The sequence below is a fragment of the Vibrio sp. SCSIO 43132 genome (genome assembly GCF_019904195.1).
GTDB lineage: Bacteria > Pseudomonadota > Gammaproteobacteria > Enterobacterales > Vibrionaceae > Vibrio > Vibrio nigripulchritudo.
This window is the reverse complement of record NZ_CP063199.1, coordinates 354,502-381,058: the sequence shown is the minus strand read 5'-3', so window position 1 is coordinate 381,058 and position 26,557 is coordinate 354,502. Positions and strand designations below refer to the sequence as shown.

Below are 26,557 nucleotides of genomic sequence, written 5' to 3'. Positions count from 1 at the left end.
TTATACTTGTGTCTAGTGCCTGGCATACTCAGATAACGATACCGTTAAAGAGAGTACCGCAGTATACGTCTTGTATGTAATAGCAATTCGAGTTACTTAATAAGATGATGCAATCCCCTTTCTTCTCCTTTTCCCTACGGAAATATACCTTTCGGTTAGACTTCCTTAAATAAAGAATAACTAGGCTAGCATTAATAATCAGATTGCATATAACGGTTCCAACTTGGCATATCTACTGAGGTCTTTCATATAAAGACTCTCTTTACCAAGCCGAATACCTAGCACAAACCTACTATTAGACTGGCTTAGAAAGCGAAAAGTACGTCTTAGAGAAAAGATGCCAGCCTCTATTCGTACATCCATTAGTTGATAAACACTAATTTCTACTGAGGCTTTGTAAAATAAGGGACAAGGAATCTAAGGACGTATGGCTGGATGAGGGTTCAAGTGGGATTCATTCGCCTATTGGGGGAATTAAATGGCAAATACGAAAAAGCCCTAGCATTGCTGCTAGGGCTTCGTCTGAATAAATGGCGGAGTGGACGGGACTCGAACCCGCGACCCCCGGCGTGACAGGCCGGTATTCTAACCAACTGAACTACCACTCCGCAGTGGAAGACCTGCTTATCATAAGCAGATGTTCAAATATAAAGCCTGGCGATGTCCTACTCTCACATGGGGAAACCCCACACTACCATCGGCGCTATTGCGTTTCACTTCTGAGTTCGGCATGGAATCAGGTGGGTCCACAACGCTATGGTCGCCAAGCAAATTCTTTAATCTGGAAAGCTGTTTTTAAGTTCTATTTCTACACATTCAATGTTCTTATCTGAGTCCACTCAAAACCCCTTGGGTGTTGTATGGTTAAGCCTCACGGGCAATTAGTACAGGTTAGCTCAACGCCTCACAACGCTTACACACCCTGCCTATCAACGTTCTGGTCTCGAACAACCCTTCAGGATACTTAAAGTATCAGGGAAGACTCATCTCAGGGCTCGCTTCCCGCTTAGATGCTTTCAGCGGTTATCGATTCCGAACTTAGCTACCGGGCAATGCCATTGGCATGACAACCCGAACACCAGAGGTTCGTCCACTCCGGTCCTCTCGTACTAGGAGCAGCCCCCTTCAATCTTCCAACGCCCACGGCAGATAGGGACCGAACTGTCTCACGACGTTCTAAACCCAGCTCGCGTACCACTTTAAATGGCGAACAGCCATACCCTTGGGACCGACTTCAGCCCCAGGATGTGATGAGCCGACATCGAGGTGCCAAACACCGCCGTCGATATGAACTCTTGGGCGGTATCAGCCTGTTATCCCCGGAGTACCTTTTATCCGTTGAGCGATGGCCCTTCCATTCAGAACCACCGGATCACTATGACCTGCTTTCGCACCTGCTCGAATTGTCATTCTCGCAGTCAAGCGGGCTTATGCCATTGCACTAACCACACGATGTCCAACCGTGTTTAGCCCACCTTCGTGCTCCTCCGTTACTCTTTGGGAGGAGACCGCCCCAGTCAAACTACCCACCAGGCACTGTCCTCACTCCCGATAAGGGAGCCAAGTTAGAACATCAAAGCTACAAGGGTGGTATTTCAAGGACGGCTCCACGCAATCTGGCGACTGCGTTTCAAAGCCTCCCACCTATCCTACACATGTAGGTTCAATGTTCAGTGCCAAGCTGTAGTAAAGGTTCACGGGGTCTTTCCGTCTAGCCGCGGGTACACTGCATCTTCACAGCGATTTCAATTTCACTGAGTCTCGGGTGGAGACAGCGTGGCCATCATTACGCCATTCGTGCAGGTCGGAACTTACCCGACAAGGAATTTCGCTACCTTAGGACCGTTATAGTTACGGCCGCCGTTTACCGGGGCTTCGATCAAGAGCTTCGTCCGAAGACTAACCCCATCAATTAACCTTCCGGCACCGGGCAGGCGTCACACCGTATACGTCATCTTACGATTTTGCACAGTGCTGTGTTTTTAATAAACAGTTGCAGCCACCTGGTATCTGCGACTCTCGTCAGCTCCATCCGCGAGGGACTTCACCGATAAGAGCGTACCTTCTCCCGAAGTTACGGTACCATTTTGCCTAGTTCCTTCACCCGAGTTCTCTCAAGCGCCTTGGTATTCTCTACCCGACCACCTGTGTCGGTTTGGGGTACGATTCCTTACAATCTGAAGCTTAGAGGCTTTTCCTGGAAGCATGGCATCAATGACTTCATCACCGTAGTGACTCGACATCGTGTCTCAGCCTTAAAGAGAGCCGGATTTACCTAACTCTCAAGCCTACGCACTTGAACCTGGACAACCGTCGCCAGGCCCACCTAGCCTTCTCCGTCCCCCCATCGCAATTGTAAGAAGTACGGGAATATTAACCCGTTTCCCATCGACTACGCTTTTCAGCCTCGCCTTAGGGGTCGACTTACCCTGCCCCGATTAACGTTGGACAGGAACCCTTGGTCTTCCGGCGAGGGAGTTTTTCACTCCCTTTATCGTTACTCATGTCAGCATTCGCACTTCTGATACCTCCAGCAGCCCTTACAGACCACCTTCAACGGCTTACAGAACGCTCCCCTACCCCGCATACAAAGTATGCAGCCGCAGCTTCGGTGTATTGCTTAGCCCCGTTACATCTTCCGCGCAGGCCGACTCGACCAGTGAGCTATTACGCTTTCTTTAAATGATGGCTGCTTCTAAGCCAACATCCTGGCTGTCTGAGCCTTCCCACATCGTTTCCCACTTAGCAATACTTTGGGACCTTAGCTGGCGGTCTGGGTTGTTTCCCTCTCCACGACGGACGTTAGCACCCGCCGTGTGTCTCCCGGATAGTACTTACTGGTATTCGGAGTTTGCAAAGGGTTGGTAAGTCGGGATGACCCCCTAGCCTTAACAGTGCTCTACCCCCAGTAGTATTCGTCCGAGGCGCTACCTAAATAGCTTTCGGGGAGAACCAGCTATCTCCAGGTTTGATTGGCCTTTCACCCCTAGCCACAAGTCATCCGCTAATTTTTCAACATTAGTCGGTTCGGTCCTCCAGTTGATGTTACTCAACCTTCAACCTGCCCATGGCTAGATCACCTGGTTTCGGGTCTATATCCAGAGACTGAACGCCCAGTTAAGACTCGGTTTCCCTACGGCTCCCCTAGATGGTTAACCTTGCCACTGAATATAAGTCGCTGACCCATTATACAAAAGGTACGCAGTCACCCCGAAGGGCTCCTACTGCTTGTACGTACACGGTTTCAGGTTCTATTTCACTCCCCTCACAGGGGTTCTTTTCGCCTTTCCCTCACGGTACTGGTTCACTATCGGTCAGTCAGTAGTATTTAGCCTTGGAGGATGGTCCCCCCATATTCAGACAGGATATCACGTGTCCCGCCTTACTCGATTTCACTTTAAATCCGCTGTCGGTTACGGGGCTATCACCCTGTATCGCGCTCCTTTCCAGAAGCTTCACCTGACGCATAAAAAGCTTAAGGGCTAATCCAATTTCGCTCGCCGCTACTTTCGGAATCTCGGTTGATTTCTCTTCCTTCGGGTACTTAGATGTTTCAGTTCCCCGAGTTCGCTTCACTGAGCTATGTATTCACTCAGCAATACTTACTTATGTAAGTGGGTTTCCCCATTCGGAAATCCCAGACTCAAATGACTCTTACTGTCTTATCTGGGCTTATCGCAAGTTAGTACGTCCTTCATCGCCTCTGACTGCCAAGGCATCCACCGTGTACGCTTAGTCACTTAACCATACAACCCCAAGAGGTTTCGTATGTTCAAACAACCAAGGTTTGTGTCTCTCATTATTGAATGAGCGAGAGACATTCGATTTTGCCGGACTCAAATATAAACATCCTATGGATGTTTCCAAGAACACTTGAATGTGTGTTGGTACCTAAAACACAGTTTTAGGATTTGAGAACTTTTAATTTGAATAACAACGCTTATCCGTAGATAAGGGGATTGTTGTTATTCGTCAGCTTTCCAAATTGTTAAAGAGCGAATCACTTCGTAAGGAAGTAACCATTTTTAAAGGCACTTAAGTCTTTCTGTTTCAAAAGAAATGCGCTTAAAGATGGTATCCCGTAGGGGAGTCGAACCCCTGTTACCGCCGTGAAAGGGCGGTGTCCTAGGCCTCTAGACGAACGGGACACTAGTTGTGAGTGTTTGGGAACACTCTGCTCTCTTACGTTATAAACCGTACCAATCTGTGTGAACACTCATCGCAATAATCATCGTATAAGGAGGTGATCCAGCCCCAGGTTCCCCTAGGGCTACCTTGTTACGACTTCACCCCAGTCATGAACCACAAAGTGGCAAGCGTCCTCCCGAAGGTTAAACTACCTGCTTCTTTTGCAGCCCACTCCCATGGTGTGACGGGCGGTGTGTACAAGGCCCGGGAACGTATTCACCGTGGCATTCTGATCCACGATTACTAGCGATTCCGACTTCATGGAGTCGAGTTGCAGACTCCAATCCGGACTACGACGCACTTTTTGGGATTCGCTCACTCTCGCAAGTTGGCCGCCCTCTGTATGCGCCATTGTAGCACGTGTGTAGCCCTACTCGTAAGGGCCATGATGACTTGACGTCGTCCCCACCTTCCTCCGGTTTATCACCGGCAGTCTCCCTGGAGTTCCCACCCGAAGTGCTGGCAAACAAGGATAAGGGTTGCGCTCGTTGCGGGACTTAACCCAACATTTCACAACACGAGCTGACGACAGCCATGCAGCACCTGTCTCATAGTTCCCGAAGGCACCAAAGCATCTCTGCTAAGTTCTATGGATGTCAAGAGTAGGTAAGGTTCTTCGCGTTGCATCGAATTAAACCACATGCTCCACCGCTTGTGCGGGCCCCCGTCAATTCATTTGAGTTTTAATCTTGCGACCGTACTCCCCAGGCGGTCTACTTAACGCGTTAGCTCCGAAAGCCACGGCTCAAGGCCACAACCTCCAAGTAGACATCGTTTACGGCGTGGACTACCAGGGTATCTAATCCTGTTTGCTCCCCACGCTTTCGCATCTGAGTGTCAGTATCTGTCCAGGGGGCCGCCTTCGCCACCGGTATTCCTTCAGATCTCTACGCATTTCACCGCTACACCTGAAATTCTACCCCCCTCTACAGTACTCTAGCCTGCCAGTTTCAAATGCAGTTCCGAGGTTGAGCCCCGGGCTTTCACATCTGACTTAACAAACCACCTGCATGCGCTTTACGCCCAGTAATTCCGATTAACGCTCGCACCCTCCGTATTACCGCGGCTGCTGGCACGGAGTTAGCCGGTGCTTCTTCTGCAGCTAACGTCAAAATGTGCATCTATTAAATACACACCCTTCCTCACTGCTGAAAGTGCTTTACAACCCGAAGGCCTTCTTCACACACGCGGCATGGCTGCATCAGGCTTGCGCCCATTGTGCAATATTCCCCACTGCTGCCTCCCGTAGGAGTCTGGACCGTGTCTCAGTTCCAGTGTGGCTGATCATCCTCTCAGACCAGCTAGGGATCGTCGCCTTGGTGAGCCTTTACCTCACCAACTAGCTAATCCCACCTGGGCATATCCTGACGCGAGAGGCCCGAAGGTCCCCCTCTTTGAGCCGAAGCTATTATGCGGTATTAGCCATCGTTTCCAATGGTTATCCCCCACATCAGGGCAATTTCCCAGGCATTACTCACCCGTCCGCCGCTCGACGCCGTTGTCGTTCCCCGAAGGTTCAGACAACTCGTTTCCGCTCGACTTGCATGTGTTAGGCCTGCCGCCAGCGTTCAATCTGAGCCATGATCAAACTCTTCAATTTAAGATTTGGTCGGCTCAATGAATACTGATTACATTACATAGTAATGTTGAATTGACTGTGCTCTTATTGGTTTTCACTTTTGAAAAGTAAAACAAAACAGCTCAAGGCTGCTTCCCAATTCGAATGGTCACTCAGTTCATTGAAACCTAAATCGATACCGAAGTATCTATTTGGATTATCATCAACGAGTGCCCACACAGATTGATAGGTCTATATTGTTAAAGAACTTGGCTTTTCGAGAAGTTTTTCTCTCAAAGCGGAGGTGCATTCTAGCGAGATAATTTGAAGAGTCAAACACTTTTTCAAATTTATTTTCTCAGAAGTTTTTCACCTCTCTGATTCAGCTGAAGCCTTGTGGCGTCTGCCGTGTCAGTGAGGCGGCATTATAGAGACACGAATCACATTGGCAAGCCTTTTTTAGAAAAAAACCGAAAAAAACGCCTTTTTCTTCAAATCTTTTCTAAACGCCTTATTTATCCATATTTTGCCCCAGACTTAACACATGTTATCCACAAAGTTATTCATTTTGGTACAAAAAACGTTCAGCTCTATTTAGACTGAAAAAAGAAAAGCTGCCTAAGCAGCTTTCAATACGTCTATATAAAGGTGGAATTTAGATTCCTGAGCCGTCGCTCTCTCCTTCATCTTCATGGAGACCACATTCACGTTTGAGTCCAAAGAAGCGTGTTTCTTCTTCGCTCATACCAGGTTCCCATTTACGAGTAGTGTGAGTATCACCTACTGATAGGTAGCCTTCGTCCCAAAGTGGGTGGTAAGGCAGGTCGTTCTCTTTGAGGTAATAGTGGACGTCTTTATTTGTCCAGTCGATCACAGGTAAGAACTTAAATACGCCATTTTGAATCGCTAAGATAGGAAGATTGGCTCGCGAACTTGACTGTTCACGGCGTAAACCAGAGAACCAGGTCCCTACCTTTAATTCGTTAAAGGCACGACGCATGGGTTCCACTTTGTTTATCTTGTTGTACTTCTCTATACCTTCAACACCTTGTTCCCACAATTTTCCGTAGCGAGCTTCCTGCCAGTTAGGGCTGCTCTCTGCTCGGAAGATTTGTAGGTTGAGGTTAAGCTTTTCTGTCAATTCATCAATAAAGCGGTATGTTTCTGGAAACAAGTAACCGGTATCAGTCAGAATCACTGGTACATCTGGCTTTACCTGTGAAACAAGATGAAGCATTACAGCGGCTTGGATTCCGAAACTGGATGAAACTACATAATTGCCTTCCAGATGCTCAATCGCCCAAGCCACTCTCTCTTGTGCTGTTAGTGTTTCTAAGTAGCCATTCAGTTCCGCAAGGCGCAGCGACTGCTCCGCCTTGGTCATGGACAGTAACTCAGAAAGCTGTGGTTTCTTAGTTGCTGTAGTATCAGGCATGCAAATCCCTCTTGGATACGAAGACTTCTTCTATAATGCCCGCACGGATCGTGAAGTCACCGAAGCATTCGCCTTCGTTACGCTCTTTCGCCCAGCGACCGACTAACTGATCGATCTCTTCTAGGATTTGAGCGTCGGTAATGTTCTCTTTATACATCTTAGGAATACGAGTCCCTGCACGGTTACCGCCTAAGTGTAAGTTATATCGACCCGGAGCTTTACCAACCAGACCGATTTCCGCAAGCATGGCGCGACCACATCCGTTAGGACAACCTGTCACACGTAAGATGATGTTTTCATCTTCTGGCAGACCGTGCTTTTCCAGAATGTCTTCTACGTCGGTGACAAACTCTGGAAGGAAACGTTCTGCTTCTGCCATCGCCAATGGACACGTTGGGAATGCCACACATGCCATTGAGCTTTTGCGCTGCTCACTCACACTGTCGTCCATTAGACCGTGTTCACGAGCAATCTTTTCGATCTTCGCTTTCTGGCTCTTTGGAACACCAGCGACAATTAGGTTCTGGTTTGCGGTCATACGGAAATCGCCTTTGTGGATCTTCGCGATTTCTGCCATACCGGTTTTCAGTGGTTTACCTGGGTAGTCGAGTAGACGACCATTTTCAATAAAGATTGCCAGGTGGTATTTGCCATCTACACCTTCTGTCCAACCAATGCGATCGCCTCGGTCAGTGAATTCGTATGGACGACTCTCTTCAAACTTCACTCCGGCTCGTTTTTCAACTTCCGCTTTGAAAACGTCAATACCTACACGATCAAGCGTGTACTTTGTTTTCGCATTCTTACGATTAGAACGGTTACCCCAGTCTCGCTGAGTTGTGACTACTGCGGCAGCGACATCAAGCGTTTTGTCTAGGGAAACGAATCCGAAATCATCCGCACGACGTGCATAAGTAGAGGTGTCACCATGGGTCATAGCCAGACCACCACCCACAAGGACGTTAAAGCCTACTAACTGACCATCTTTCTCAATTGCTACGAAGTTTAGGTCGTTAGCATGCACATCGACGTCGTTTTGCGGTGGAATAACCACTGTTGTTTTGAACTTACGAGGCAGATAGTTATTACCCAGAATCGGCTCTTCGTCTCGGTGCCCTTCAATTTTCTCGCCGTCTAGCCAGATCTCGGCATATGCTTTGGTCTTTGGCAGTAGGTGCTCAGAAATTTTGGTTGCCCAGTCGTAAGCCTGCTGGTGCAGTTCAGATTCTACAGGGTTGGACGTACACAGTACGTTTCGGTTTACGTCACCCGCAGTCGCGATGGAGTCGATGCCGTATTTATGCAGAGTCTGGTGCATCAATTTGATGTTTGGCTTCAATACACCGTGAAACTGGAAGGTTTGACGCGTTGTCAGACGAACACTTCCGTACATGGTGCTTTCATCAGCAAACCTGTCAATGGCAAGCCACTGTTCAGGCTTGATGATACCGCCAGGCATACGAGCGCGTAACATCACGTTATGCAAAGGTTCTAGCTTCTGCTTCGCACGCTCTGCACGAATATCGCGGTCGTCCTGCTGATACATTCCGTGGAAACGGATAAGCTGGAAGTTATCCGCAGTGAAGCCACCGGTTGTTTTGCCGCTAAGATCTTCGGTAATTGTACCTCGAAGGAAATCACTCTCACCCTTCAAGCGCTCGTTGTCAGATAATGGGCCAAGCTCTGTACCCAGTAGATTCTTATCGCTCATTAGTACACGTCCCTTTGATAACGTTTAGCTTTACGAAGATCGTTAACGAACTCTTCGGCTTTCTCTTGACTTAAACCGCCCTGATCTTGAGCCACTGTGATAAGTGCATCGTTCACGTCTTTCGCCATGCGCGTTGCATCACCACATACGTAGATGTAGGCACCATCCTGAATCCATTGCCATACTTGCTCTGCATGCTCCAGGATTCGGTGTTGTACGTAGACTTTCTCTTGCTGGTCACGGCTGAATGCCACATCAAGCTGAGTCAAAATGCCCGACTTGAGGTATTTCTGCCATTCGACCTGGTATAAGAAATCTTGTGTGAATGTGCGATCACCAAAGAACAGCCAGTTTTTGCCTTCCGCATCACGGTTATCACGCTCTTGAATAAAGCTGCGGAAAGGTGCAATACCAGTGCCTGGACCAATCATTATTACTGGTGTGTTGTCGTCTTGTGGTAGCTTAAAGTTGTTGTTGTTCTCAACAAACACTTTTACTTCACCGCCTTCTTCTAAGCGGTGAGAAAGGAAGCTGGAAGCTCCGCCGTAACGAGTCTCTTCACCAACATCGTATTCCACAACACCTACCGTCAGGTGTACTTCTTCATCTACCTCGCTTTGAGCAGATGCGATGGAGTACAAACGAGGTGTCAGACGACGCAAGATACCCACTAGCTCTTCCGCTGAAAGCTTAGTTTTCTTCTCACCAAGAACATCAACAACCTGAGTATTACCCGCGTATTCACGGAGCTTGTCTTTATCTGCAACCAGCTTTTCAAGCTTTTTACTGCCAGACAGTTCTGCGTATTTCGTAACTAGCTGAGGATTTGAAGTCGTGATTTCATACTTGCTGATTAGCGCCGTACGAATAGACAGGCTTTCGCCATCTACTTCTATTGTTTCAATGCCCGATAGCCCAGCTTTTTCAAGAATGGCATCGACCAGTTCAGCGCTGTTTTCGTACCAGACACCTAATGCATCGCCAGGTTGGTAAGTAATACCAGACTCATCAAGATCAATTTCAATATGACGAACGTCTTTACCAGAATCACGACCCGTGATTTTCTGGCTAGCCAAGAGCGTTGCTGTGTACGGTTTCTGTTTGGTGTATTGGCTGTGCGCAGCGGCTGGCTGACCCGCAGCATGAAGCTGAACCACTTCTGCTTCTGCACCTGCAGAAAGCATATCTTTGGCTTTTTCTAATGCGCTCTTACGCCAATCTGCTGCTGGTTCTTCATAATCAACATCACAGTCCAGGCGTTCGATAAACGACGTTGCGCCCAACTTAGACAGATACTCATCGAAGTCTTTAGCGGTTTGACAGAAAAACTCGTAGCTTGAATCACCCAAACCAATGACACCATATTGCAGGTTAGGCAGTTTCGGTGCTTTTTTCGATTGAAGGAACTCGTGAAGTTCCATCGCGTTATCTGGCGGCTCACCCTCGCCGTTTGTAGACGCTACCACGATAACGTGGGTTTCTTTTGCTAAGTTCTTACCTTTGTAATCACTTGCGTCGAATAGCTCTACTGCAATTCCTTCTGCTTGCGCTTCTTCTTTCAGCGCTTCAGCAACGCCTTTTGCGTTACCCGTTTGAGAGGCGAAAATGATGCTTAGTTTGCCCGCAGGTTTTGCGGCAACTGTTGCGGCGGCTTGATTAATTGGCGCTGCAGCACCAGCCGTCTGATTTTGACTTATACCCCAGAAATAACCACTTACCCACGCTAACTGCTGTGGAGATAGTTCAGAAATAGCTTGTTGTAATTGACCTATTTGCTGATCATTAAGTGGGCTTGCGAGGGCGGAAAGTTCCTTAAGTAACATGGTCACGACATCCCTATTCATTGCGTGATGATAGATTAACCACTCCCTCTAATAATAAAAAAGAATAGATGAGCATGTTTTATAACTTTTTGGAAGTAAGAAACGGGTCAGGAGGTAAGAGTTCAGTACTCTTCAATGCGAACTTGGCGAAATCCAACCGCCAAAGCAGACTTGGATGCTTTATCTAAGTCGATGTAATGACACTCTTCACCATGAGAATCTGTAAGGAGTATAAAGCCTCCCCGGGCGTGGCGAAATTCCACAATCCAGGTGCCTTCTTGAATGGAGGGTTCGATAATCGCTTCAACCAGCTGGTTATCTTGATACAGGCTTCGCAATTCAGAAATCGTCATCTGTCAATCCTTGCTAACAAGTATGTTATTAAGAATGACGGAAAACCATCGAATTGCAAATACAATGTTAATACAAATAACAAAAAGGCATATCAATTAATATCAATATGCCTTCTAGTTTCAATATGAGAGACCGATTTTAAAAGTCGACTTCCAGACCGACAAATGCACCGTGCGTTAGATAAGTGTCACTCGGACCTGAGAATAAGTTGAAGCGATAGTCCATCACTCGGTAGCCGGCGCGAATAGCAACGTCTGCTTTATCAAATTCGAATCGATAGCGCATACCTGCGGTCACATCGGCTGTTTTGTCGCCATCGCTGTTCCCGAAATCGAATTCACCAATAATATCTAAGTTGGTATCTGGAACTGTAATGGCGGCATTGGCATACCAGCTAAACAGCAATTTGCTGAAATCCTGAGTCGGGTCGACAGGGTTGGAGTAAACACCACTGGAATATTGAGACAGTGTTAGACCCGCATCGAAATGCAGCAGTTCATGCTCAATCAGATCGTAATAAAAGGTGAAGTCCGTTTTATTGAAACTGATGTATTCCATCTCGACAGGGCTAAAACGAATACGGAAATCTGGCACGTAAGAGATGTCGTGTTTCAATGCTAATGAACCTGTGAACTTAGTATCTCTGTCACTGGAAAGAATCACATCGGCATCATGCTTGTAATCAGTTTTTGCTACCCATGCGTCTGCTATGGCTGTTACTTCAAAGCCAGACTCAGCAAAACCAGGGAACGTACATAAAGCTATAGAAGAGGAGAATAAAGCCGCAAAAACGCGATTTTTCATTGAAGGAAACCCCACCCGTCAAACGTGAACACAGTGGGGATACTATCATACTTGCACTGCACGAAAAGCCATCTTGTACAGCGCTAACCCAAAATTAACGTGGGCAGTAGACTTTATTTCGGAAGAACCACCAGGCAACCGCCAGAACGATCAACCAAGGCAGTAACTTAAATACCATGCCTACCATTCCGAGAACCAACATCACTGCGAACGCTACTGCACCCGCCGCAAAAATCGACACTAAGGTGACGCCGGTAAAAAACAACACACCCAGAAATACCAACACAAATAGCAGTTCAATCATTGTTTGCCTCTCTTTGCATTTCACTTTCAACTGTATGTCTTAGCTATTGCAGGAAGCAGACCAACTTTTAAAAAATGGCATTTTTTCTTTTTATAACAAGCAAATAAAAAGAAACCCTAAGGTTAAGCCTCAGGGTTCCAATTATTCTGCTTGGCAAAATACACCAACTGGTAGCGATTTTTACACACCCAGTTCCGATGGAATTTTAGCTAAAGCGGTTTCGACTACTTCTAAGCCAGATCCTTTCTTGTGCGCGTTCTCACTGATGTAGCGACGCCACTGCCGAGCACCCGGCATACTTTGGAACAGCCCTAACATATGGCGAGTCATATGCCCCAGGTAAGTTCCTTTAGACAGCTCTTTCTCAATGTAAGGGTACATAGCGCGAACGATATCAGAGCGTTTTTTGATTGGTTTATCGGATCCGAAAAGCTCTTGATCGACAGATGCCAGAATATAAGGGCTTTGATACGCTTCGCGCCCAATCATGACACCATCCAGATGCTGTAAATGCTCTTTGGCTTCTTCCAGAGTTTTAATACCACCATTGATTGCAATGGTCAGGTTTGGAAAATCTTTCTTGATTTGATAAGCGCGAGGGTAATCCAGTGGCGGGATCTCTCGGTTTTCTTTTGGGCTAAGACCACTGAGCCAAGCTTTACGTGCATGAATAGTAAACTGCTCACAGCCACCCTTTTCAGACACGATGGAAACGAAATCCGTCAGAAACTCATAAGAATCCTGATCATCAATACCGATACGTGTCTTTACAGTAACAGGCACATCCACCACTTCGCGCATTGCCGCAACGCATTCGGCAACTAAATCTGGCTCTGCCATCAGGCAGGCACCGAAGCGACCGTTTTGAACACGATCAGATGGGCAGCCTACGTTCAGGTTAATCTCATCATAACCACGTTCCTGTGCCAGTTTGGCGCAAGTGGCTAAATCCGCTGGGTTAGAGCCACCAAGCTGCAATGCTACAGAGTGTTCTTCTTCGCTGTACGCCAAGAAATCGCCTTTGCCATGAATGATCGCCCCCGTTGTAACCATCTCGGTATACAACAATGCATTATCAGACATTAAGCGGTGGAAGTAGCGGCAGTGTCTATCAGTCCAGTCGAGCATGGGTGCAACGGAAAAGCGGCAAGGGTCGTATTTACTGGAGTTTTCAGGTTTCATCATGGTTTACTACAAATCTGGATACTGTATAAATATACACTAGTTTGCTAGAATTGCTCCCGATTTCTCTTATCAGTACGTATATAGTACGCATCAAAAGAGTAGGACAATGGCATCATTTAGCATAAAAAAACGCCAGCTAAAAAGCGGAGAATTTCGCTTTACAGCAGACATCATCGTTAAAAAGAATTCGGCGATTATACATAGAGAATCCAAAACATTCAGGAAAAAAGAACTCGCTAGAACCTATGCACTAAAAAGGGTTGGTGAGCTTGAGTCAACCACGCCAGAAGTTCAAAAATCCGTACCGTTATACGTACTACTGGATATGTACATGAATGACAGGGATTTATGGGATAGAACAGGTCGCACAAAACAATATGTGATCCGCATGCTGCGAGACTGTGACATAGCCAATATTGAGAGCAACAGACTAAAATCTAGCGACATCATAGAGCACTGTAGAAACCGTAAGGGAGCAGGAGCAAAACCCGTCACTATTTATCATGATATTGCTTACCTTCGTTCTGTGATGAAGAAAGCGAGTCCTGTATTCGATATCAGCGCCAATTTTTCTGTATTTGAGGAAGCGGTTCCCGTATTAATAGACATGGGGTTGATAGGCAAAAGCGAAAAGCGTACACGACGCCCTACCGATGCAGAATTAGCAAAACTCAAGGAAGGGTTAAGAGCTCGTCAAGAATACCGCTCTAACGGCAAGATTCGCATCCCGTTTATAGACATATTGGATTTCAGTATTTTGACCTGCATGCGCATTGGTGAGGTGTGTAGTTTGCGTTGGGAAGATATCAACAAAGAACACAAAACCGTTCTAGTTCGTGACCGAAAAGACCCAAGAAAGAAGCAAGGAAATCATATGATTGTTCCGTTACTCGCAGAATCATTTGATATTGCAATGAGACAACCAAAAGACGGCGCTCTGATTTTCCCATATAACTCACGTAGTGTTACAGCAGGATTTCAAAGGGTTAGAAATGCACTTGGAATTGAGGATTTGCGCTATCACGATTTAAGAAGAGAGGGAGCAAGTAGGCTGTTTGAAAAAGGCTATTCGATTGAGGAGGTAGCTCAAGTTACAGGGCATCGAAACTTGAACATACTCTGGCAAGTATACACTCAGCTATTCCCTCACAAACTTCACAACAAATAGTAAAGGCTCCAATCGGAGCCTTAGTTATAGAAATAAGTAACTATAAAATAAAATTTTCACTTATTTTATGACCCGTTATTGACCACATAAAAACAAACATTCATTTGCGTAACGTGTTTTGGGCAGAAATGTGTTAACCAACATGACTTAGTAACATCAGTTCAGATAAGGGAGAGTATCTTAAAACCTTGTACGCTTGAGATACCTATTACTCCATATTTTCCCATTCGGTGTAAACATTAATTATTGGCTTGTATCGCGAAGTCAAAGAATCAAAGTATCCTTTAAGCTCTTTATTTTCCAATAAATTTCGTATCTCGAATCGATAGTTCTTCTTAAATCTAACTTTGTCGACCTTACCATCTATGTATTTGGAACAAGCATCATCGTATGTATTCATCAAAGCTTGAACAGCAGCATCGAAGTTTTTCCGATAGATCTCCAATGTTTTAGCGTCCTCAGCACTAAAATCTTGCCCATTTTCCTCTCTTGCAACTAGAGGAGCCATTAAAACTGATATCTCGCTGACTTTCGACTTTGCATTTTCAATAGCTTGTCTCATTTCTAGCTCTACCATACCATTTTGTAAATCTAGGTTTTCTTTAGATATTTTATTTGCAGCCTTACTTGAGGTCTTAGCAAAGTACGCAGCTCCAATTGATACTAACAGGCTTCCAAATGCAATGACGTCAGATAGTTCTAAACTCATTTTCCACCTTTGCTTCGTTTCATTGCACTGATGACATCCAGAATGTCGCTGTTGTCCGAAGCTGTCGTATCACTTTTCTGAAAATAGTCTAGATCTGTCTGGGAGCGATTCTCATAAATTGGATACGGTAATTGTTTTATCAGACGCTCTAACTCTTCGATAATTCGGATTTTTTCCGCGTCATCAAGAGGCTTTTCAGAAGATGCGTAAACTAAACTATCTATGTCTCGAAATATTCTTTCCAGTTCAGCTTTAGGATTGGAAGATGCCAAAAGTCTATCAAAGTATGACTTTGCTCTTTCAGCTCTGTTCATTGGTGCCATATTCAACCTTACTTATATTCGTTCAGAACAATAGATTATAATTTCATTGTTGGAACAATTACTAGACTTGTATCATATTCAAGAGGTATGACGCTTATTAATCAAAGAATTGGCGACTTCCTACGACTTCAGGTCGCATGGGCATATAAGAGTTAGAATTAAGGATATCGTGAAAATACTTACCGATTTTAAATAGCAAGAATGAGCCTTTCGGCTCCTTCTTTATCTCCTTTACAGTTATCACAAAAAACATAATCGAGACATATACAGTTTGTCCGAACACTACCCCATGAGTAAATCGTCATTAACTACCTTTCGAGTGACATCATTTTTCATCATGTGTTTTTAAGCCTACATTCCGGTCTGAGTACAACCTAAGTTCAAGCTTACCCACTTTTTCCACCAGTCTGTCTAGAATGTTTCGCGTGTTCTTGATGTTTTGCCAGAGCATAAACAAAATCAGCAACTCGGTAGGCTTGAGCCCTAAATCCGCAATTATTGGTAAGATGTCCGTCATAGTTTCCCACTTAACTTTTTCTCTATCCATTTCTCGAATGTGTTTCTGAGCATCCGCCTAAACCCAAAGGTATCAATGTAAATCCCCGCCAACAGATACCAGTAATAGTCCGGCACCTTTTCCAATGCATCAAAACCCGCGTAGGCGTATTGGGCGTAGTCAGGAATGAAGCAGAGCAACACGGGGATGGTGGTCAGAATCAATAAATACTCATCTTTCCAGCCACGCGTTTTCACGCTGAGGGCATCGAGGTCACTGGCGCTTATATTGCCCTGCCGGATACCTTCAAGGCGCTTGCTGTGAAGCTCACGTTTGATTTCAGCGTGTTGCTGGCGCTCTTCCCTCCGTCCTTGGAAGAAATCGCCAATCAGGGAAACAACCCCAAGCAGCGGGAACGCCATCACACTATCCCCGCAAGTCGGCTACCTTCCATCACTAGAGCGCGGTCAACGTACACCCCGCATTCAAACTTAATCATTTCGTAGACAAGATCGGGTATGTGAGCATGGGTTAACGGTTGGCGCACTTCCACGCCCATTCTTGCCGCGACAGTATCGGCGTAAACATTCGTCGGGTTCTCGTGGTCGGGTGCCCATCGGTTGATGATGTCGAACACGGTGATTAAGCCGTATCGGGTCATGTAGTTTTTGATGAGCTTGGCACCTGCACGAATGCCGTATTTCATGTGCGAAAAGGTGGCAAAGCGCCCGAGCAGTTCGACGCCCGTTTGCCCTGTCCACTGGTTGTTTTTGTTGTACTCAATATTGAGCGGGTTGTTGTTGCGGATACCGCGTGGCGTTGTGGTCATGGTAAGGGCTCCCCCAAATAAAAGAATCAGAACGACGGGCAAGGCAAATTTAAGCGTCATTGTCCTCACCCTCATCAAAGGGCAGGATGTCGCCAAACTCGCCCGCTTTGGCGCGAGCAAACAGCGCTCTGCCGTGCGTTTCGCAGTCATTGGCGCAGGCAACGAAATCAAACACGGTTTCGTTGTCTTCGGTCATTTGAAAAATCAAAATCGTGTGGTCAGGATCTGCCCACTGTGGAAAATTGGTCACTTTCATTGTGTTACCTCACGCGTTGAAACAATCCATAAAGCAGCTCACCGCCTCCGGTGTTGGCTTTGCCTGTCACGCCGCGAAATGCCCATGTGCCGACCAAAGACAGCACGGAAGGCAAACTGTCATCGTAGCGATAGGGCCAGTTCGACCCCTGCATATTCTTAAGCGTCACCAGCTTGTTCACGGCAATGAGCTGATTGCCTGCAAGCGACGCTGACAGCGTATGACCAATGGGAAAAACGGTCTGATTGGCGTCCGCGCCTTTGTAAACGCGGTTGGCTTCGGCGTCGTCCGCTTTTTGCTCGATACGGGCAAGCTCATTGCGCAGCGCGGTGTCTTTGTTGGTGACATCCTGCGTTAAGCTATTTAACGAGTTCTTTAAATCCCGTCCCCCTCGCGCCGACAGAGAGATGGACGTACTGCCATTGGCCAGACTGCTGGTGATGCCGCGGTGCGTATTGGGCGAGAGTCCGGCTCGCGCCTCGGCAATCACGTCTTCAAACGTTTTGCCATCAAACAGCGCGGTGTTTGCGGCTTTTTCGCTTTTGCCAAGCTTCTGGCTGATGGCGCTCTGAATCGCGGCGATGTAGTCGGCGTTTTGCTGGTACGCCCGCGCCAGCTCGACAATGGTATCGAGCGCGGCGGTCGTACCCTGGCCGAGCAGTTCATCAAACTTGGTTTCGGTAAAGGCGTTTGCCTCGGCGATGGCGTCGGCTTTGGTGACCACGGCAGTGCGCCCAACCAGCTTTCTGGCGTAGGTGATTTGGTCATTGAGCACATCATCGGCACTGGTTAACGCGCGATACGCGTCCCCCACGCCTTTTTCAGTGGCGGCGACACTGGTACGGTTGCCATCAATGGCACTGCTGAGCGCCACCTGCTCCGGAAATTCGATTTTGACAGGGGGTGGGATGATACTGCTCATGCGGTCACCTCCGTTACGTAAAGCACACAGTCCGTGGGAATGAGCACGTCGAGTTTTGCCCCGTTGGACAATACCCAGCCTTCCCCTGCCCGCAGTGGGTAGCCTTTGTTTTCAAAACCCCCAATCCAGATGGTGGACGGGTTGGCATCGGCAGCGCGAATGATGAGCTCTTCGCGGCGCGTGTTCCCGGTGATGGTGCCGCTTTGGGTCATGGCATCAAAGGGCACCAGCGTCAAATCGGCGCGACTTTGCGCCACCACATTGACCTTTTGAATGTCCGGCGGCGGCGCGGGGTTGGTGAGCTCGACCTTTTGCACTTCGGGCAGATTGTCCACACTGGCGTTCACGTGCTGATCAGAAGGAAGCGCCACAGGCTGACGCCCCAAAAACTCCACCAGAACATCTTTCACCGTGAGACTGGATTCAATTTCCAGCTTCGAGCCGTCAATCGAGGGCTGATAGATGCCATGGACGTGCACCAGTGACAGCTCGCCCTTTCTGCCCAGATTGGTGATGTTGAGCGCGGTGAAGCTCTCCCCGTCGGGCAGGGTAATTTGGTCACGCTCACGCAACTGATACACGCGCCCGGTGGGCACGGTCGTCACTTCGACCGACTCCCCTTTTTCCAGATACAGGGAGGTGCCTGCCGCGTCCACCGTGATGCGTTGATGTTCGTCTAACTGGCGTTCAATACGCATGGCTTACCCCTTAAACATAAAAACGATGACCAACAGCACCACCACACCCGACAACATCAGATAGGTGTCTTTGTTGGCGTCAATCAAATCTGACTGCCCATTGGTGTTATTGGATTTCACCAGACTGGTGATGCCCTCAAGCAGTCGAAACTCATTGCTGGCGCTGGTCGCCTGCAATTCACTGAGTGAATTGAGCGAGGCGTTGTTTTGCGCTTTGAGCGCGTCAATCGATTCGCGCGACAGATTGCCCCCGTACGCCAGCGCCACGTCCAGCGCCTTATCACTGGAGTTAAGCGAGCGTTCAATCAATGCCTGATTGGTGTCGCTGTACTGCTTTGCGCTCTCGGCATTGAGCCTGAGCGCTTCCAGTGACAGAGCTTGATTGGCGTCGGTGGCGTCCCGTTGCCCGCTCAGCGCCTGCTCTAACAGTCGTTCATTGGTCGCCAGCGCCGTGGTGGTGAGCTCGTTGCCGTTTTCCAGCGCGTCAGCGGTAGTCTGACTAATGACGTCAAACGCCTCATCGCTGTTTTGGGTGGCAAACGCCAGCGCGTCCCCAATACTCTGGGTGGCGTTGCTGCCCGCCTGCTCCGACAAATCGGCTATCCGCTCCAGCGCTTCGCTGGCACTGTCCACCGCCCGCTCGGCGTTGAGGTTGACGGCATCGAGCGCCGATTCGCTGAAATCAAACGCCCTATCGCCCAAGTCATCGACCGTATCGAGCGCCCGCGCGGTGTTGGTTTCGCTGCTGTCGAGCAATGCCCGCGTGGTGTCATTGAGTGAGTCAAACGCCTCATCGGTGACCCTTTCGGCAAAATCAAAAACGCCACCATCCAACACGTTGTTGATGTTGGTGCTGGTTGTGGTCGTGTTGTTGACCTGACTCGAACTGGAGTTGCCTCCGCCAAACAGTCCCATACCGACCCCCTATTTGAATTTGAACAGCAAGATAATCATGACCAGCACCACCCCAATCAGGGCGTAATTCATGCCCGAGTTGCCGCGGCGGTTGTCAAAGGTGACGCGCCCCAGATGCGCGCCGCCGCCTGAAAACGGGCCATTGGACGCCGACGAGCTGGACTGAATGCCCAGACTGCCGAGCTCAGGCAAACTTGGGATAGGGCTGCCCGGCACAGGTGGCGGCATCATAACCACCCCCGACGCCACGCAATGAAGAGCAGCACCACCACAATCACCACGCCATACGACTGGAACCATGACGGGGACGATTGATTGGTGACTTTCCCCACCACCACCTCAGTGGCGGCGGCTTCGGCGACGTTTTCCGCGGTGTAGGTCGTGGCACCCCACGCCGCTCCGGCGGCCGCCACCCCGGCAATAATTAGCGGTAACATGTCCTCTCCTTACTTCATCAGCACAACCAGCAACACAATCAGCACCAAGAGCCCCAGACCGCCATACAAAAACAGCTTGGTCTGCTCGTCTTTTTTGCTGGCGCTTGCCTGAGCGAGCGCCTTTTGTGTCTTGAGCTGGTCTTGCAGCGTGTTGTTGTCGTTGGTGACTTGGTTCACCACGCCGCCCGCTTTGGCTTTTTCGACTTCCACATAGGTGTCGGCGGCGAGGCTGAGGATGTCCCAGCCAAATTCACCGAGGCTTTCGTTTTCACCCATAGTGCCCCCTTACATTGAGACTTGGCGTTCAATGTCCAGATAGTCCAAGTGCACATTGATGTTGCCCGCGGTGCGCTTGGTCACCACAAGCTGTAAGCTGCTCGCCGCAATCGGCACAAACGCCTGTTCGGCTGCCCACCCGCCAGAAATGAAGTCCACAATCACGTAGTCATCCGTGACGTGCTTGTCATGGAAGCGCTTCAAATCGAAGTTCAAGTCGTCCACGTTGATTTCGTAAATGGGCGTATTGTCGCGGCGGATTTCCACTTTGGTGATGTCGTTGTTCTCGGTTTCTAAGAACATGCGGCGCAAACGCACGTTGCCGCCCTGCAATGGGAAAGTGTGCTTTTGCTCGCCTGCCAGGGTGTGGTCAATCACCACCTCAGTCAGACGCTGCTGGAAAAAACGCACCGACTGATACGGCAAAACGCGAGCGCGCGCCGTAAACTCCGGGGTGTTTGGGTCGGTGGCGTGCTTTTGCTTAATCGCCACTTTCAGCACCAACTGTTCACCGGCCAGATGCACCAGCTCGCCGCGGCGAATGCCCGTTAGGGTGCGCAGCGTCTCGTCGGAGAAATCCAGCACAAGGCGGGTGTGGGTGGCACTGTCCACGCCCTTTTTCTGCACAGGCAGTTCAAGGTATTCATCGCGAACGTGAAACAGCTTGGCGTCCCAGCCAATCAGCTCGGAGCCGTTGCGCTCCAGCGAGACGCGACCAAGGCGCGCCAGTGGCAGGTCGGTTTTGATTTCAATGGCGGCGTACGCCACCAAATCCTTTAAATCCAAGATGGCGTGCTTGCCGTACTGGATGGCGCGAAACGGATCGAGCTCTTTAGGGGTTGGGGTGAACGCGCCTTTGATTTTGTTCACCACCGCATTTGCGTGTTGTTCGTTCATAGCGCCCCCTTATTTGATTTTGGCTTTGCGAGCGACGTCTTTGACAGCGCTGACGTTGTTCATTGACCACATCAGAAGCAGGACAATCACCACAGCAACGATGACGGTTGTCCATTGCGCTTTGGATAGTTTCGGCATAGCGGATATTCCTTTGGAAATAAACAAATTAAAAAACAGGGTGTGCATAGAAAGCCCTTGCTTGTCAGGGTTTCGAGGGGCAAACGATAGAAAGGAAATCGCAAAGAAAAAAGCGGGGGTAACCTATAGGTTAAGCGGCTAACCTATAGGTTACATTGGGGGGGTTATCGGTAGTCGAGGGGGAGTTTTTTGCCCGTCACGCAGTGAAACGCGCGGTGCTCTAGGTTGCCAATGCCATCACGCGCCAGCACGTATTCGGCAATGGGTTTGCCGATGCACTTTTTGTTGACTTTGGCGGATTTGAGCCCGGCAATGATGTTGAAATCCAAACCGCGCTTGTCGGCGAGCCACTGGGCGTCCGATTTGGTGTTGACCGCTCCCATCCACCAGACGCTCGATTGCTCGGTGACGGTTTTCGGCACTTCCTGACCGCGCTGAAACACGGTGTGCACCACCAGACCATACTGACGTCCCCCGCGCAGCAGCTCCCCGGCGCGCCCTTTGAGTTTGCCGACGGTTTCCACGCACGACGCCAGCTCTTCAATCACCACAAAGAGTTGCGGCGCGTTGCCATTGCCGAGCGCCCACACCACCGACGAGAAAAACTCCAACTCGTCGTAGGTTGCCCCGCCAGTTGGGTTGTACGCCAGCTTAAACGAGCCGCGGCGGCGGCGCGCCAGCACCAGCGATTTCAAAAAGGCGGCACGCGATGAAGTGCCGTGGCACATTTGCCCCTGAAATTTTGAGCCCGTGTAATTGCGGTACGGGTCGAAAAACACCGCCTGTGAGGCTTTGGGCACCAGACCCAAGTGTTTCACGGCGGAGGTTTTCCCGCCACCAGTCCCCGCCACGTAGATGGTGTGCTCGGCATCGTGTGACGGGTTGGAGTTGATGGGATTAGGCAGATTGAGCGGCGCTTTCACGGTGTTCCTCTTTGGCTTTTTCGGCTTTGAGCTTCTGTAGGTTGAATCGGGCGGTGTACATCAGACCGATGATAGCGAGAATCAGCGTGCCCTCTTCGAGGTAGCGCCCCATTAAGCCCGCCACCACGCCGTCGTGTTTATTGAGCACCGGACCCACCGCCGCCGCGACCGACGCCCGCCCTTTAGCATCGAATTCAAATTCCAGCCCGGTGGCAAAGCTGGTTATCTGCTCAATCACCACCAGTGCGGTTTCTGCCAGCGCCGCCCCGGCTTCGGTTTTGTCCACCTCGGGCGCGGCGCTTTGTGGCTCGGTCAGTTCGCTTGAAGCGGGATTCTCTTCCTGCTCAAACTGGCGGATGACGCTGGAGAAATCGCCCCAGTCATCGCCGCCGTTAGGCGCGTCCAGCAAGACGCCATCAGGTTGGCTCATGCTCACCCCCTTGGATGTCGGTGTGTGGCTCGCGCTTGGGTTTGAGCTGAAACAGTACCCAGACGATGAACATCAGCACCCCAAGCCCCGCCAGTACGCGCTTAACGGGAAAGCCCCCACTCGGTTTAGGCGGTGGGGTATCGGTGACGTCTCGGTTTAAAGCCGCGTCCTGACTGGCTTCAAGCTCGCCCGCAGATTCGGTTACGGTCGGTGTGTCCGGTTCGGTTATCTCGTCAAACTGGCGCACCTGCTCCGGCGCGGCTTCCAGTGGTAACAGTTCGGTTGATTCGTCCACTCGATGGGTCTCCACGTATTCACTCACCTTTTTGCTGATCGGGCTGTTCCCACATTCGGGGCAGCGGTAGTAAAGCAAACCAATGTTGCGGCTGTTTTTGGGCGGCTCTCCGGTCGCAATGAGCTGACCTTCCCCGCACTGGTGCGCGGTCGCCACCGAATGGCAGACCGGGCAGCGCAGTTTTCCCCGTATCGGGTTGTCGTATTTAGGCATTCAGTGTCCCCTCAGTGGTGTGCGCCTCTTCGATGCTTTCCAGTTCGTGCTGGTCGGCAACAATGCGCGCTCTTAGCTTGCCGCGCGCCACGCCATTGATGCGCTCTAACTGCTCAAGCTGTTCAAAGAAATTGCTGGGCAGTCCCAAGGCTTCCAGCGACAGGTTGCCGCTCATCAGCATCGGCATGGCTTGTTTCATCAGCCCTTTCATGTCCATCTTGCGAAAGCGTTCGATTTCGCCTTTCAGGTTTGAGGTCAGTACCTCCGCCGCCTCCAGTGCTTCAAGGTCGCGGCGGCATTCGGTAAGAGAAAGTGTTTTCATGGTGTTGTCCGTTATCAGGTGGTTGAGAGTCGTCCGTTTCGCAATTGGAAACGGGTGTATTTGTCGATGGGGACGCTGGCCCCGAGAGAAAGTGGCTTGATCAGGCATTGCACCCCTTTAACGCTCCATCCGGTCGCGTCCATCAATGCCTGCTCTAAGGGTGAAATCGGCTTTTCAGCCTCTTGGTTACACTTATTTTCAGTGCTCCAAGGAAGGGCTCCGCCCTTTGAAAGAGCCAGAGCGCGGCGATTCACGTCTTTCTTTTTCACGAGGCTGAATTGTTCGCTGCACGTTTCGATGATGGTGCCGAGCCAGTTGATACCAATGACCCGTTTCACTTGGTCACCGTACTGGTTGAATTTGTCTTCGTAAGCGAGCTTGGCTTTGAAGCCCAGTTCGCAAAAGCCTTTCCAGCGAGAGTTATCGGCGTGGTCTCGCAGCGCGTCGAGCTCGTCATCAAAGGCGGTGTCCATGGCATTGGCGCGGCGCAATTGACGCCACAACCCCACCGAGGGCGAGCCCGATTGCGAAAACTGCTTAATGCGGTGGGTACGCGCCCAAGCAGTGGCAGACATCGCCAGTTTTTCCGCTTCGGTTTCCGGCATGTGTGCGCCGTTGATGTTCTTGGAAATGTATTTGATGATGTAGCCTGTCGCCGTGCCTTTGGACGGGTCGCAATCTTTAATGGTGATGCGCGGCGTGATGTCGAGCTTGCCATTCACAAAGAGCTCGTCTTTGTCTTCGTCGATGGCAATGCCCTCAATAATGTCAATCAGGGCTTGCTTTTGGTCGGGGCGGACATACAAAAACATATGAGCGTGAGGCGTGCCGTCCTTGTGTGGCTCTGCCACGCGCAGACCAAACCACTGAATATCAATCTTGGGCTTCTTAAACCAAGCGCGCGCCAGCTTCCATTTGTCCATCAGCACTTCGTGCGCTTCCTTTGGGGTGCAGCCGTTCCACCTGTCTGAATTGCGGTGGTACTTACTCGGCAGTGTCCAGTTGACAAACACCCCTTCATAACCCAAATCAATGGCACGCTCTTCATCGCCCCGGCTTCGCACCACCAGTTCAATGCGGCGGTTTTCCGGGTTGGCGGTGGTGCGCTTGACCACTTCGGCAAGGTCGAACACCTGCCCGGTGTCGTCGCTCATCACCGCCATGGCATTCACAAATTGCTCTACTTCGATTTGCTTCTTTTCCCAGCGAGCAAAGGTGCGCGCGGATACGTACTGGCGCTGACCTTTGCGACCGCCGACGCGCCCCAAAGCAATTTGTGAATACTCGATGTATTGGGTGCGCAGAAACTTGAATTTGCGCACCAGATAATTGATGTCCAGACAACGGCGAATGGCGCGTTCTAACTCGCGCTCGGCGTCTTCAATCGTGTCGTGTTTTTTCTTGATGGCGGGCGGCTTGAGGTAGACGCGGCGCATGTCAGCGCAGATGCCTCTGAATGCGGTTTGCAGCGCCTCCAGATAACTGCACTCCTCGTCTCCCAGTTCAATCATCTGGATTTGACGGGTAAACATTTCGGTGAGGTTAGAGGCGAGATGCTCCAGCGCTTCATCACACATCAGCACGCTGTGACTGAGCTCGACCGAGGTGCGCGCACTGCTGTGAAAGCGCGGCTTGTCCGGTGCGTGGGTGCGCTCATCCACAAAGTGGTATTTGTCTTCAATGTACTTTGACCACTTGAGCCCATGTTTCACCGCGTCGTTAGTGAAACGCTCTATGTTTTCTTGGGTGGCGTTGGTGCGGCGCTTTCGGCAAGACACTTGAAACCTCACATCGTCTTGAACAATGCGAGGTAAACGCGGCATGAATTTGCGGGAAAAGACGGTTTGCATTAACCAACCTCACCGCATGAGCGATTCCATGCGTCAATGGCAGCAGGGGCGCTGATGCACTCTTCCCCTTCAAAACCGCAATCGTCACACACAACAAAGTATTGCGGCTCATCGTCCAAGGTCGATTCACAGAAAGCGGAATCACTGGCGCATTGCTTACATTGACCAATGGAATGCACTTTGATGTAGGTGCTCATGGCTGAACACCTCCCACATGGATCCAATCGAAAATAAAACCCATGCACCCAATGGTTGCCCAAACCGCCAGCATCATCACGCCTGTATCTTTGAGCGTAAATTTAAACGCTCTCGGGTTGTAATCTCTGCCCATGAAGAAACAGAACATGCCAACCAAGAACAGTCCCAAAGCGTCAATACTCATGAAATCACCTCACGGTGTTTGATGGCTTGAAGTTGGGCAGCGCGCTTAAACTCCGCCTGACCTTTGCGGCTAAAGCGGTAATCTTTGCCGCCTTGGCGCTTTGAACGAAACCCTTTTGGGAAATGTTCCGCCTTTAAGCGTTCTAGTGTTTCGAGTCCTTTTGTCGTTGGCATCCTATACCTCCAAGCTTTCCAGCAATTCGGCAGCGTCTTGCAACTGCTTATATATCGGGTGCAGAAACTCAAACTCAGGAGAGGAAGGGCTTAACCATGACAAGCGCCCTTTTACAATCTGGGACAGTTCTTTTGCTTCACTGGAATGAGAGAAATCAATGTTGATTGCGTGTATTGGAGTATTCATTTAGCCACCTCAACCATTCACCGATTGCCATTCGTTTTTGGCTTGCTCGTATCTTTCATCGATGTAAGCCGCCAAATCTTCAACTTTCATAAGGGTTGGGCTTCGTTCAGATTCACGCAACTTGAAAGTTGGTACAGGAAAGTCACATGCTTTAGCTTTCTGTTCTGCTGTCTTCGGGGTGATCCCAAAAAACTCTTTGCATACTTGTTTCAGTTCAATTGTGGGACTTCCGAAGCGAGCGAGAAGTGCAAATTGTGTGTTCATAGTGCCTCCATGTAGTACACTTAGAGCAACTCAAAGAAGCTCTAATGTACATCAAAAGTAGTTACGATGTATTTATGATGATATTAACATCA

The 26,557-nt window shown here is 49.4% G+C and carries 32 protein-coding genes, 2 tRNA genes and 3 rRNA genes; 1 reads left to right on the top strand and 36 read right to left on the bottom strand.

What is annotated here, in order from left to right; translation table 11 throughout:
- Positions 1-531: 531 nt before the first annotated feature.
- The 12 genes from INR79_RS01745 to dusA form a co-directional block, all read right to left on the bottom strand.
- Positions 532-608: transfer RNA gene (locus tag INR79_RS01745), tRNA-Asp, on the bottom strand.
- A 44-nt stretch (positions 609-652) separates the two neighbouring features.
- Positions 653-768, bottom strand: a 5S ribosomal RNA gene (gene rrf / locus INR79_RS01740).
- A 92-nt stretch (positions 769-860) separates the two neighbouring features.
- A 23S ribosomal RNA gene (locus tag INR79_RS01735) occupies positions 861-3,746 on the bottom strand.
- A 326-nt stretch (positions 3,747-4,072) separates the two neighbouring features.
- Positions 4,073-4,148: transfer RNA gene (locus tag INR79_RS01730), tRNA-Glu, on the bottom strand.
- Between the two features lie 88 nt (positions 4,149-4,236).
- A 16S ribosomal RNA gene (locus tag INR79_RS01725) occupies positions 4,237-5,788 on the bottom strand.
- The 16S, 23S and 5S rRNA genes sit together here with 2 tRNA genes alongside, the layout of an rRNA operon.
- Positions 5,789-6,401: 613 nt before the next feature.
- On the bottom strand, positions 6,402-7,181 hold the full coding sequence (locus INR79_RS01720) for a phosphoadenylyl-sulfate reductase (RefSeq protein WP_022593866.1): 780 nt from the start codon (positions 7,179-7,181) through the stop codon (positions 6,402-6,404).
- A complete protein-coding gene (gene cysI / locus INR79_RS01715; protein WP_004405225.1) occupies positions 7,174-8,892 on the bottom strand; it encodes an assimilatory sulfite reductase (NADPH) hemoprotein subunit in 1,719 nt (572 codons plus the stop codon). Before cysI ends, INR79_RS01720 begins: the two co-directional genes overlap by 8 nt.
- Entirely contained in the window at positions 8,892-10,715 is a 1,824-nt protein-coding gene (locus INR79_RS01710) for an assimilatory sulfite reductase (NADPH) flavoprotein subunit (RefSeq protein WP_022591792.1), read from the bottom strand. The genes cysI and INR79_RS01710 overlap by 1 nt, the downstream gene beginning before the upstream one ends.
- A gap of 122 nt (positions 10,716-10,837) precedes the next feature.
- A complete protein-coding gene (locus tag INR79_RS01705; protein WP_004405228.1) occupies positions 10,838-11,068 on the bottom strand; it encodes a hypothetical protein in 231 nt (76 codons plus the stop codon).
- A 139-nt stretch (positions 11,069-11,207) separates the two neighbouring features.
- Positions 11,208-11,873, bottom strand: a complete 666-nt coding sequence (locus INR79_RS01700) for a TIGR04219 family outer membrane beta-barrel protein (protein WP_223095778.1) — start codon at positions 11,871-11,873, stop codon at positions 11,208-11,210.
- A 94-nt stretch (positions 11,874-11,967) separates the two neighbouring features.
- Complete coding sequence (gene pspG / locus INR79_RS01695; RefSeq protein ID WP_004405230.1) at positions 11,968-12,177, bottom strand: envelope stress response protein PspG; 210 nt, start codon at positions 12,175-12,177, stop codon at positions 11,968-11,970.
- 180 nt (positions 12,178-12,357) lie between these two features.
- On the bottom strand, positions 12,358-13,359 hold the full coding sequence (gene dusA, locus INR79_RS01690; RefSeq protein ID WP_223096936.1) for a tRNA dihydrouridine(20/20a) synthase DusA: 1,002 nt from the start codon (positions 13,357-13,359) through the stop codon (positions 12,358-12,360).
- Between the two features lie 109 nt (positions 13,360-13,468).
- On the opposite strand from dusA, the gene INR79_RS01685 reads away from it, so the two are divergent.
- Positions 13,469-14,530, top strand: a complete 1,062-nt coding sequence (locus INR79_RS01685; RefSeq protein ID WP_223095776.1) for a site-specific integrase — start codon at positions 13,469-13,471, stop codon at positions 14,528-14,530.
- Positions 14,531-14,738: 208 nt separating this feature from the next.
- Here the strand turns inward: INR79_RS01685 and INR79_RS01680 are convergent, their stop codons facing one another.
- The 24 genes from INR79_RS01680 to INR79_RS01570 form a co-directional block, all read right to left on the bottom strand.
- Positions 14,739-15,239 (bottom strand): hypothetical protein, encoded by a 501-nt coding sequence (locus tag INR79_RS01680; protein ID WP_223095774.1) that lies wholly within the window; start codon positions 15,237-15,239, stop codon positions 14,739-14,741.
- The gene (locus tag INR79_RS01675) at positions 15,236-15,562 is read right to left on the bottom strand and encodes a hypothetical protein (RefSeq protein WP_223095772.1); all 327 of its coding nucleotides are present in this window, start codon (positions 15,560-15,562) and stop codon (positions 15,236-15,238) included. The genes INR79_RS01680 and INR79_RS01675 overlap by 4 nt, the downstream gene beginning before the upstream one ends.
- A 325-nt stretch (positions 15,563-15,887) precedes the next feature.
- Positions 15,888-16,079 (bottom strand): hypothetical protein, encoded by a 192-nt coding sequence (locus tag INR79_RS01670; RefSeq protein ID WP_223095770.1) that lies wholly within the window; start codon positions 16,077-16,079, stop codon positions 15,888-15,890.
- A complete protein-coding gene (locus tag INR79_RS01665; protein ID WP_262415371.1) occupies positions 16,076-16,480 on the bottom strand; it encodes a hypothetical protein in 405 nt (134 codons plus the stop codon). The genes INR79_RS01670 and INR79_RS01665 overlap by 4 nt, the downstream gene beginning before the upstream one ends.
- A complete protein-coding gene (locus INR79_RS01660) occupies positions 16,480-16,947 on the bottom strand; it encodes a structural protein P5 (protein ID WP_262415370.1) in 468 nt (155 codons plus the stop codon). The genes INR79_RS01665 and INR79_RS01660 overlap by 1 nt, the downstream gene beginning before the upstream one ends.
- The gene (locus tag INR79_RS01655; protein WP_045961388.1) at positions 16,937-17,143 is read right to left on the bottom strand and encodes a hypothetical protein; all 207 of its coding nucleotides are present in this window, start codon (positions 17,141-17,143) and stop codon (positions 16,937-16,939) included. Before INR79_RS01655 ends, INR79_RS01660 begins: the two co-directional genes overlap by 11 nt.
- 4 nt (positions 17,144-17,147) lie before the next feature.
- Positions 17,148-18,065: a hypothetical protein gene (locus INR79_RS01650; protein ID WP_223095768.1), complete on the bottom strand. Its 918-nt coding sequence runs from the start codon at positions 18,063-18,065 to the stop codon at positions 17,148-17,150.
- Entirely contained in the window at positions 18,062-18,763 is a 702-nt protein-coding gene (locus INR79_RS01645) for a hypothetical protein (protein ID WP_045961386.1), read from the bottom strand. Before INR79_RS01645 ends, INR79_RS01650 begins: the two co-directional genes overlap by 4 nt.
- Before the next feature lie 3 nt (positions 18,764-18,766).
- On the bottom strand, positions 18,767-19,678 hold the full coding sequence (locus INR79_RS01640; protein WP_223095766.1) for a hypothetical protein: 912 nt from the start codon (positions 19,676-19,678) through the stop codon (positions 18,767-18,769).
- Positions 19,679-19,687: 9 nt separating this feature from the next.
- Positions 19,688-19,909, bottom strand: a complete 222-nt coding sequence (locus tag INR79_RS01635) for a hypothetical protein (RefSeq protein ID WP_155400566.1) — start codon at positions 19,907-19,909, stop codon at positions 19,688-19,690.
- The gene (locus INR79_RS01630; protein WP_223095764.1) at positions 19,906-20,115 is read right to left on the bottom strand and encodes a hypothetical protein; all 210 of its coding nucleotides are present in this window, start codon (positions 20,113-20,115) and stop codon (positions 19,906-19,908) included. The genes INR79_RS01635 and INR79_RS01630 overlap by 4 nt, the downstream gene beginning before the upstream one ends.
- 9 nt (positions 20,116-20,124) lie before the next feature.
- On the bottom strand, positions 20,125-20,391 hold the full coding sequence (locus INR79_RS01625; protein ID WP_045961382.1) for a hypothetical protein: 267 nt from the start codon (positions 20,389-20,391) through the stop codon (positions 20,125-20,127).
- Between the two features lie 9 nt (positions 20,392-20,400).
- A complete protein-coding gene (locus INR79_RS01620; protein WP_223095762.1) occupies positions 20,401-21,288 on the bottom strand; it encodes a major capsid protein P2 in 888 nt (295 codons plus the stop codon).
- A gap of 9 nt (positions 21,289-21,297) precedes the next feature.
- Positions 21,298-21,426, bottom strand: a complete 129-nt coding sequence (locus INR79_RS28100) for a hypothetical protein (protein ID WP_262415369.1) — start codon at positions 21,424-21,426, stop codon at positions 21,298-21,300.
- 164 nt (positions 21,427-21,590) lie between these two features.
- Entirely contained in the window at positions 21,591-22,349 is a 759-nt protein-coding gene (locus INR79_RS01615) for a hypothetical protein (protein WP_223095760.1), read from the bottom strand.
- A complete protein-coding gene (locus INR79_RS01610; protein WP_223095758.1) occupies positions 22,324-22,779 on the bottom strand; it encodes a hypothetical protein in 456 nt (151 codons plus the stop codon). The genes INR79_RS01615 and INR79_RS01610 overlap by 26 nt, the downstream gene beginning before the upstream one ends.
- Positions 22,766-23,074 (bottom strand): hypothetical protein, encoded by a 309-nt coding sequence (locus INR79_RS28095; protein ID WP_262415368.1) that lies wholly within the window; start codon positions 23,072-23,074, stop codon positions 22,766-22,768. Before INR79_RS28095 ends, INR79_RS01610 begins: the two co-directional genes overlap by 14 nt.
- A gap of 205 nt (positions 23,075-23,279) precedes the next feature.
- Positions 23,280-23,609, bottom strand: a complete 330-nt coding sequence (locus INR79_RS01600; RefSeq protein ID WP_045961377.1) for a hypothetical protein — start codon at positions 23,607-23,609, stop codon at positions 23,280-23,282.
- A gap of 14 nt (positions 23,610-23,623) precedes the next feature.
- A complete protein-coding gene (locus INR79_RS01595) occupies positions 23,624-25,459 on the bottom strand; it encodes a replication endonuclease (protein ID WP_223095754.1) in 1,836 nt (611 codons plus the stop codon).
- The gene (locus tag INR79_RS01590) at positions 25,459-25,656 is read right to left on the bottom strand and encodes a hypothetical protein (RefSeq protein WP_223095752.1); all 198 of its coding nucleotides are present in this window, start codon (positions 25,654-25,656) and stop codon (positions 25,459-25,461) included. The genes INR79_RS01595 and INR79_RS01590 overlap by 1 nt, the downstream gene beginning before the upstream one ends.
- Positions 25,653-25,841 (bottom strand): hypothetical protein, encoded by a 189-nt coding sequence (locus INR79_RS01585; protein WP_223095750.1) that lies wholly within the window; start codon positions 25,839-25,841, stop codon positions 25,653-25,655. Before INR79_RS01585 ends, INR79_RS01590 begins: the two co-directional genes overlap by 4 nt.
- The gene (locus tag INR79_RS01580) at positions 25,838-26,014 is read right to left on the bottom strand and encodes a hypothetical protein (RefSeq protein ID WP_223095748.1); all 177 of its coding nucleotides are present in this window, start codon (positions 26,012-26,014) and stop codon (positions 25,838-25,840) included. The genes INR79_RS01585 and INR79_RS01580 overlap by 4 nt, the downstream gene beginning before the upstream one ends.
- 1 nt (position 26,015) lies before the next feature.
- A complete protein-coding gene (locus INR79_RS01575; RefSeq protein WP_223095746.1) occupies positions 26,016-26,201 on the bottom strand; it encodes a hypothetical protein in 186 nt (61 codons plus the stop codon).
- 9 nt (positions 26,202-26,210) lie between these two features.
- Positions 26,211-26,465, bottom strand: a complete 255-nt coding sequence (locus INR79_RS01570; RefSeq protein WP_223095744.1) for a pyocin activator PrtN family protein — start codon at positions 26,463-26,465, stop codon at positions 26,211-26,213.
- Positions 26,466-26,557: the final 92 nt, after the last annotated feature.

Bases quoted from the DNA above. Each gene is read 5' to 3' on its own strand.
- INR79_RS01720 (WP_022593866.1), bottom strand. From the start codon at position 7,181: ATGCCTGATACTACAGCAACTAAGAAACCACAGCTTTCTGAGTTACTG.
- cysI (WP_004405225.1), bottom strand. From the start codon at position 8,892: ATGAGCGATAAGAATCTACTGGGTACAGAGCTTGGCCCATTATCTGAC.
- INR79_RS01710 (WP_022591792.1), bottom strand. From the start codon at position 10,715: ATGTTACTTAAGGAACTTTCCGCCCTCGCAAGCCCACTTAATGATCAG.
- INR79_RS01705 (WP_004405228.1), bottom strand. From the start codon at position 11,068: ATGACGATTTCTGAATTGCGAAGCCTGTATCAAGATAACCAGCTGGTT.
- INR79_RS01700 (WP_223095778.1), bottom strand. From the start codon at position 11,873: ATGAAAAATCGCGTTTTTGCGGCTTTATTCTCCTCTTCTATAGCTTTA.
- pspG (WP_004405230.1), bottom strand. From the start codon at position 12,177: ATGATTGAACTGCTATTTGTGTTGGTATTTCTGGGTGTGTTGTTTTTT.
- dusA (WP_223096936.1), bottom strand. From the start codon at position 13,359: ATGAAACCTGAAAACTCCAGTAAATACGACCCTTGCCGCTTTTCCGTT.
- INR79_RS01685 (WP_223095776.1), top strand. From the start codon at position 13,469: ATGGCATCATTTAGCATAAAAAAACGCCAGCTAAAAAGCGGAGAATTT.
- INR79_RS01680 (WP_223095774.1), bottom strand. From the start codon at position 15,239: ATGAGTTTAGAACTATCTGACGTCATTGCATTTGGAAGCCTGTTAGTA.
- INR79_RS01675 (WP_223095772.1), bottom strand. From the start codon at position 15,562: ATGGCACCAATGAACAGAGCTGAAAGAGCAAAGTCATACTTTGATAGA.
- INR79_RS01670 (WP_223095770.1), bottom strand. From the start codon at position 16,079: ATGACGGACATCTTACCAATAATTGCGGATTTAGGGCTCAAGCCTACC.
- INR79_RS01665 (WP_262415371.1), bottom strand. From the start codon at position 16,480: ATGGCGTTCCCGCTGCTTGGGGTTGTTTCCCTGATTGGCGATTTCTTC.
- INR79_RS01660 (WP_262415370.1), bottom strand. From the start codon at position 16,947: ATGACGCTTAAATTTGCCTTGCCCGTCGTTCTGATTCTTTTATTTGGG.
- INR79_RS01655 (WP_045961388.1), bottom strand. From the start codon at position 17,143: ATGAAAGTGACCAATTTTCCACAGTGGGCAGATCCTGACCACACGATT.
- INR79_RS01650 (WP_223095768.1), bottom strand. From the start codon at position 18,065: ATGAGCAGTATCATCCCACCCCCTGTCAAAATCGAATTTCCGGAGCAG.
- INR79_RS01645 (WP_045961386.1), bottom strand. From the start codon at position 18,763: ATGCGTATTGAACGCCAGTTAGACGAACATCAACGCATCACGGTGGAC.
- INR79_RS01640 (WP_223095766.1), bottom strand. From the start codon at position 19,678: ATGGGACTGTTTGGCGGAGGCAACTCCAGTTCGAGTCAGGTCAACAAC.
- INR79_RS01635 (WP_155400566.1), bottom strand. From the start codon at position 19,909: ATGATGCCGCCACCTGTGCCGGGCAGCCCTATCCCAAGTTTGCCTGAG.
- INR79_RS01630 (WP_223095764.1), bottom strand. From the start codon at position 20,115: ATGTTACCGCTAATTATTGCCGGGGTGGCGGCCGCCGGAGCGGCGTGG.
- INR79_RS01625 (WP_045961382.1), bottom strand. From the start codon at position 20,391: ATGGGTGAAAACGAAAGCCTCGGTGAATTTGGCTGGGACATCCTCAGC.
- INR79_RS01620 (WP_223095762.1), bottom strand. From the start codon at position 21,288: ATGAACGAACAACACGCAAATGCGGTGGTGAACAAAATCAAAGGCGCG.
- INR79_RS28100 (WP_262415369.1), bottom strand. From the start codon at position 21,426: ATGCCGAAACTATCCAAAGCGCAATGGACAACCGTCATCGTTGCTGTG.
- INR79_RS01610 (WP_223095758.1), bottom strand. From the start codon at position 22,779: ATGAGCCAACCTGATGGCGTCTTGCTGGACGCGCCTAACGGCGGCGAT.
- INR79_RS01600 (WP_045961377.1), bottom strand. From the start codon at position 23,609: ATGAAAACACTTTCTCTTACCGAATGCCGCCGCGACCTTGAAGCACTG.
- INR79_RS01595 (WP_223095754.1), bottom strand. From the start codon at position 25,459: ATGCAAACCGTCTTTTCCCGCAAATTCATGCCGCGTTTACCTCGCATT.
- INR79_RS01590 (WP_223095752.1), bottom strand. From the start codon at position 25,656: ATGAGCACCTACATCAAAGTGCATTCCATTGGTCAATGTAAGCAATGC.
- INR79_RS01585 (WP_223095750.1), bottom strand. From the start codon at position 25,841: ATGAGTATTGACGCTTTGGGACTGTTCTTGGTTGGCATGTTCTGTTTC.
- INR79_RS01580 (WP_223095748.1), bottom strand. From the start codon at position 26,014: ATGCCAACGACAAAAGGACTCGAAACACTAGAACGCTTAAAGGCGGAA.
- INR79_RS01575 (WP_223095746.1), bottom strand. From the start codon at position 26,201: ATGAATACTCCAATACACGCAATCAACATTGATTTCTCTCATTCCAGT.
- INR79_RS01570 (WP_223095744.1), bottom strand. From the start codon at position 26,465: ATGAACACACAATTTGCACTTCTCGCTCGCTTCGGAAGTCCCACAATT.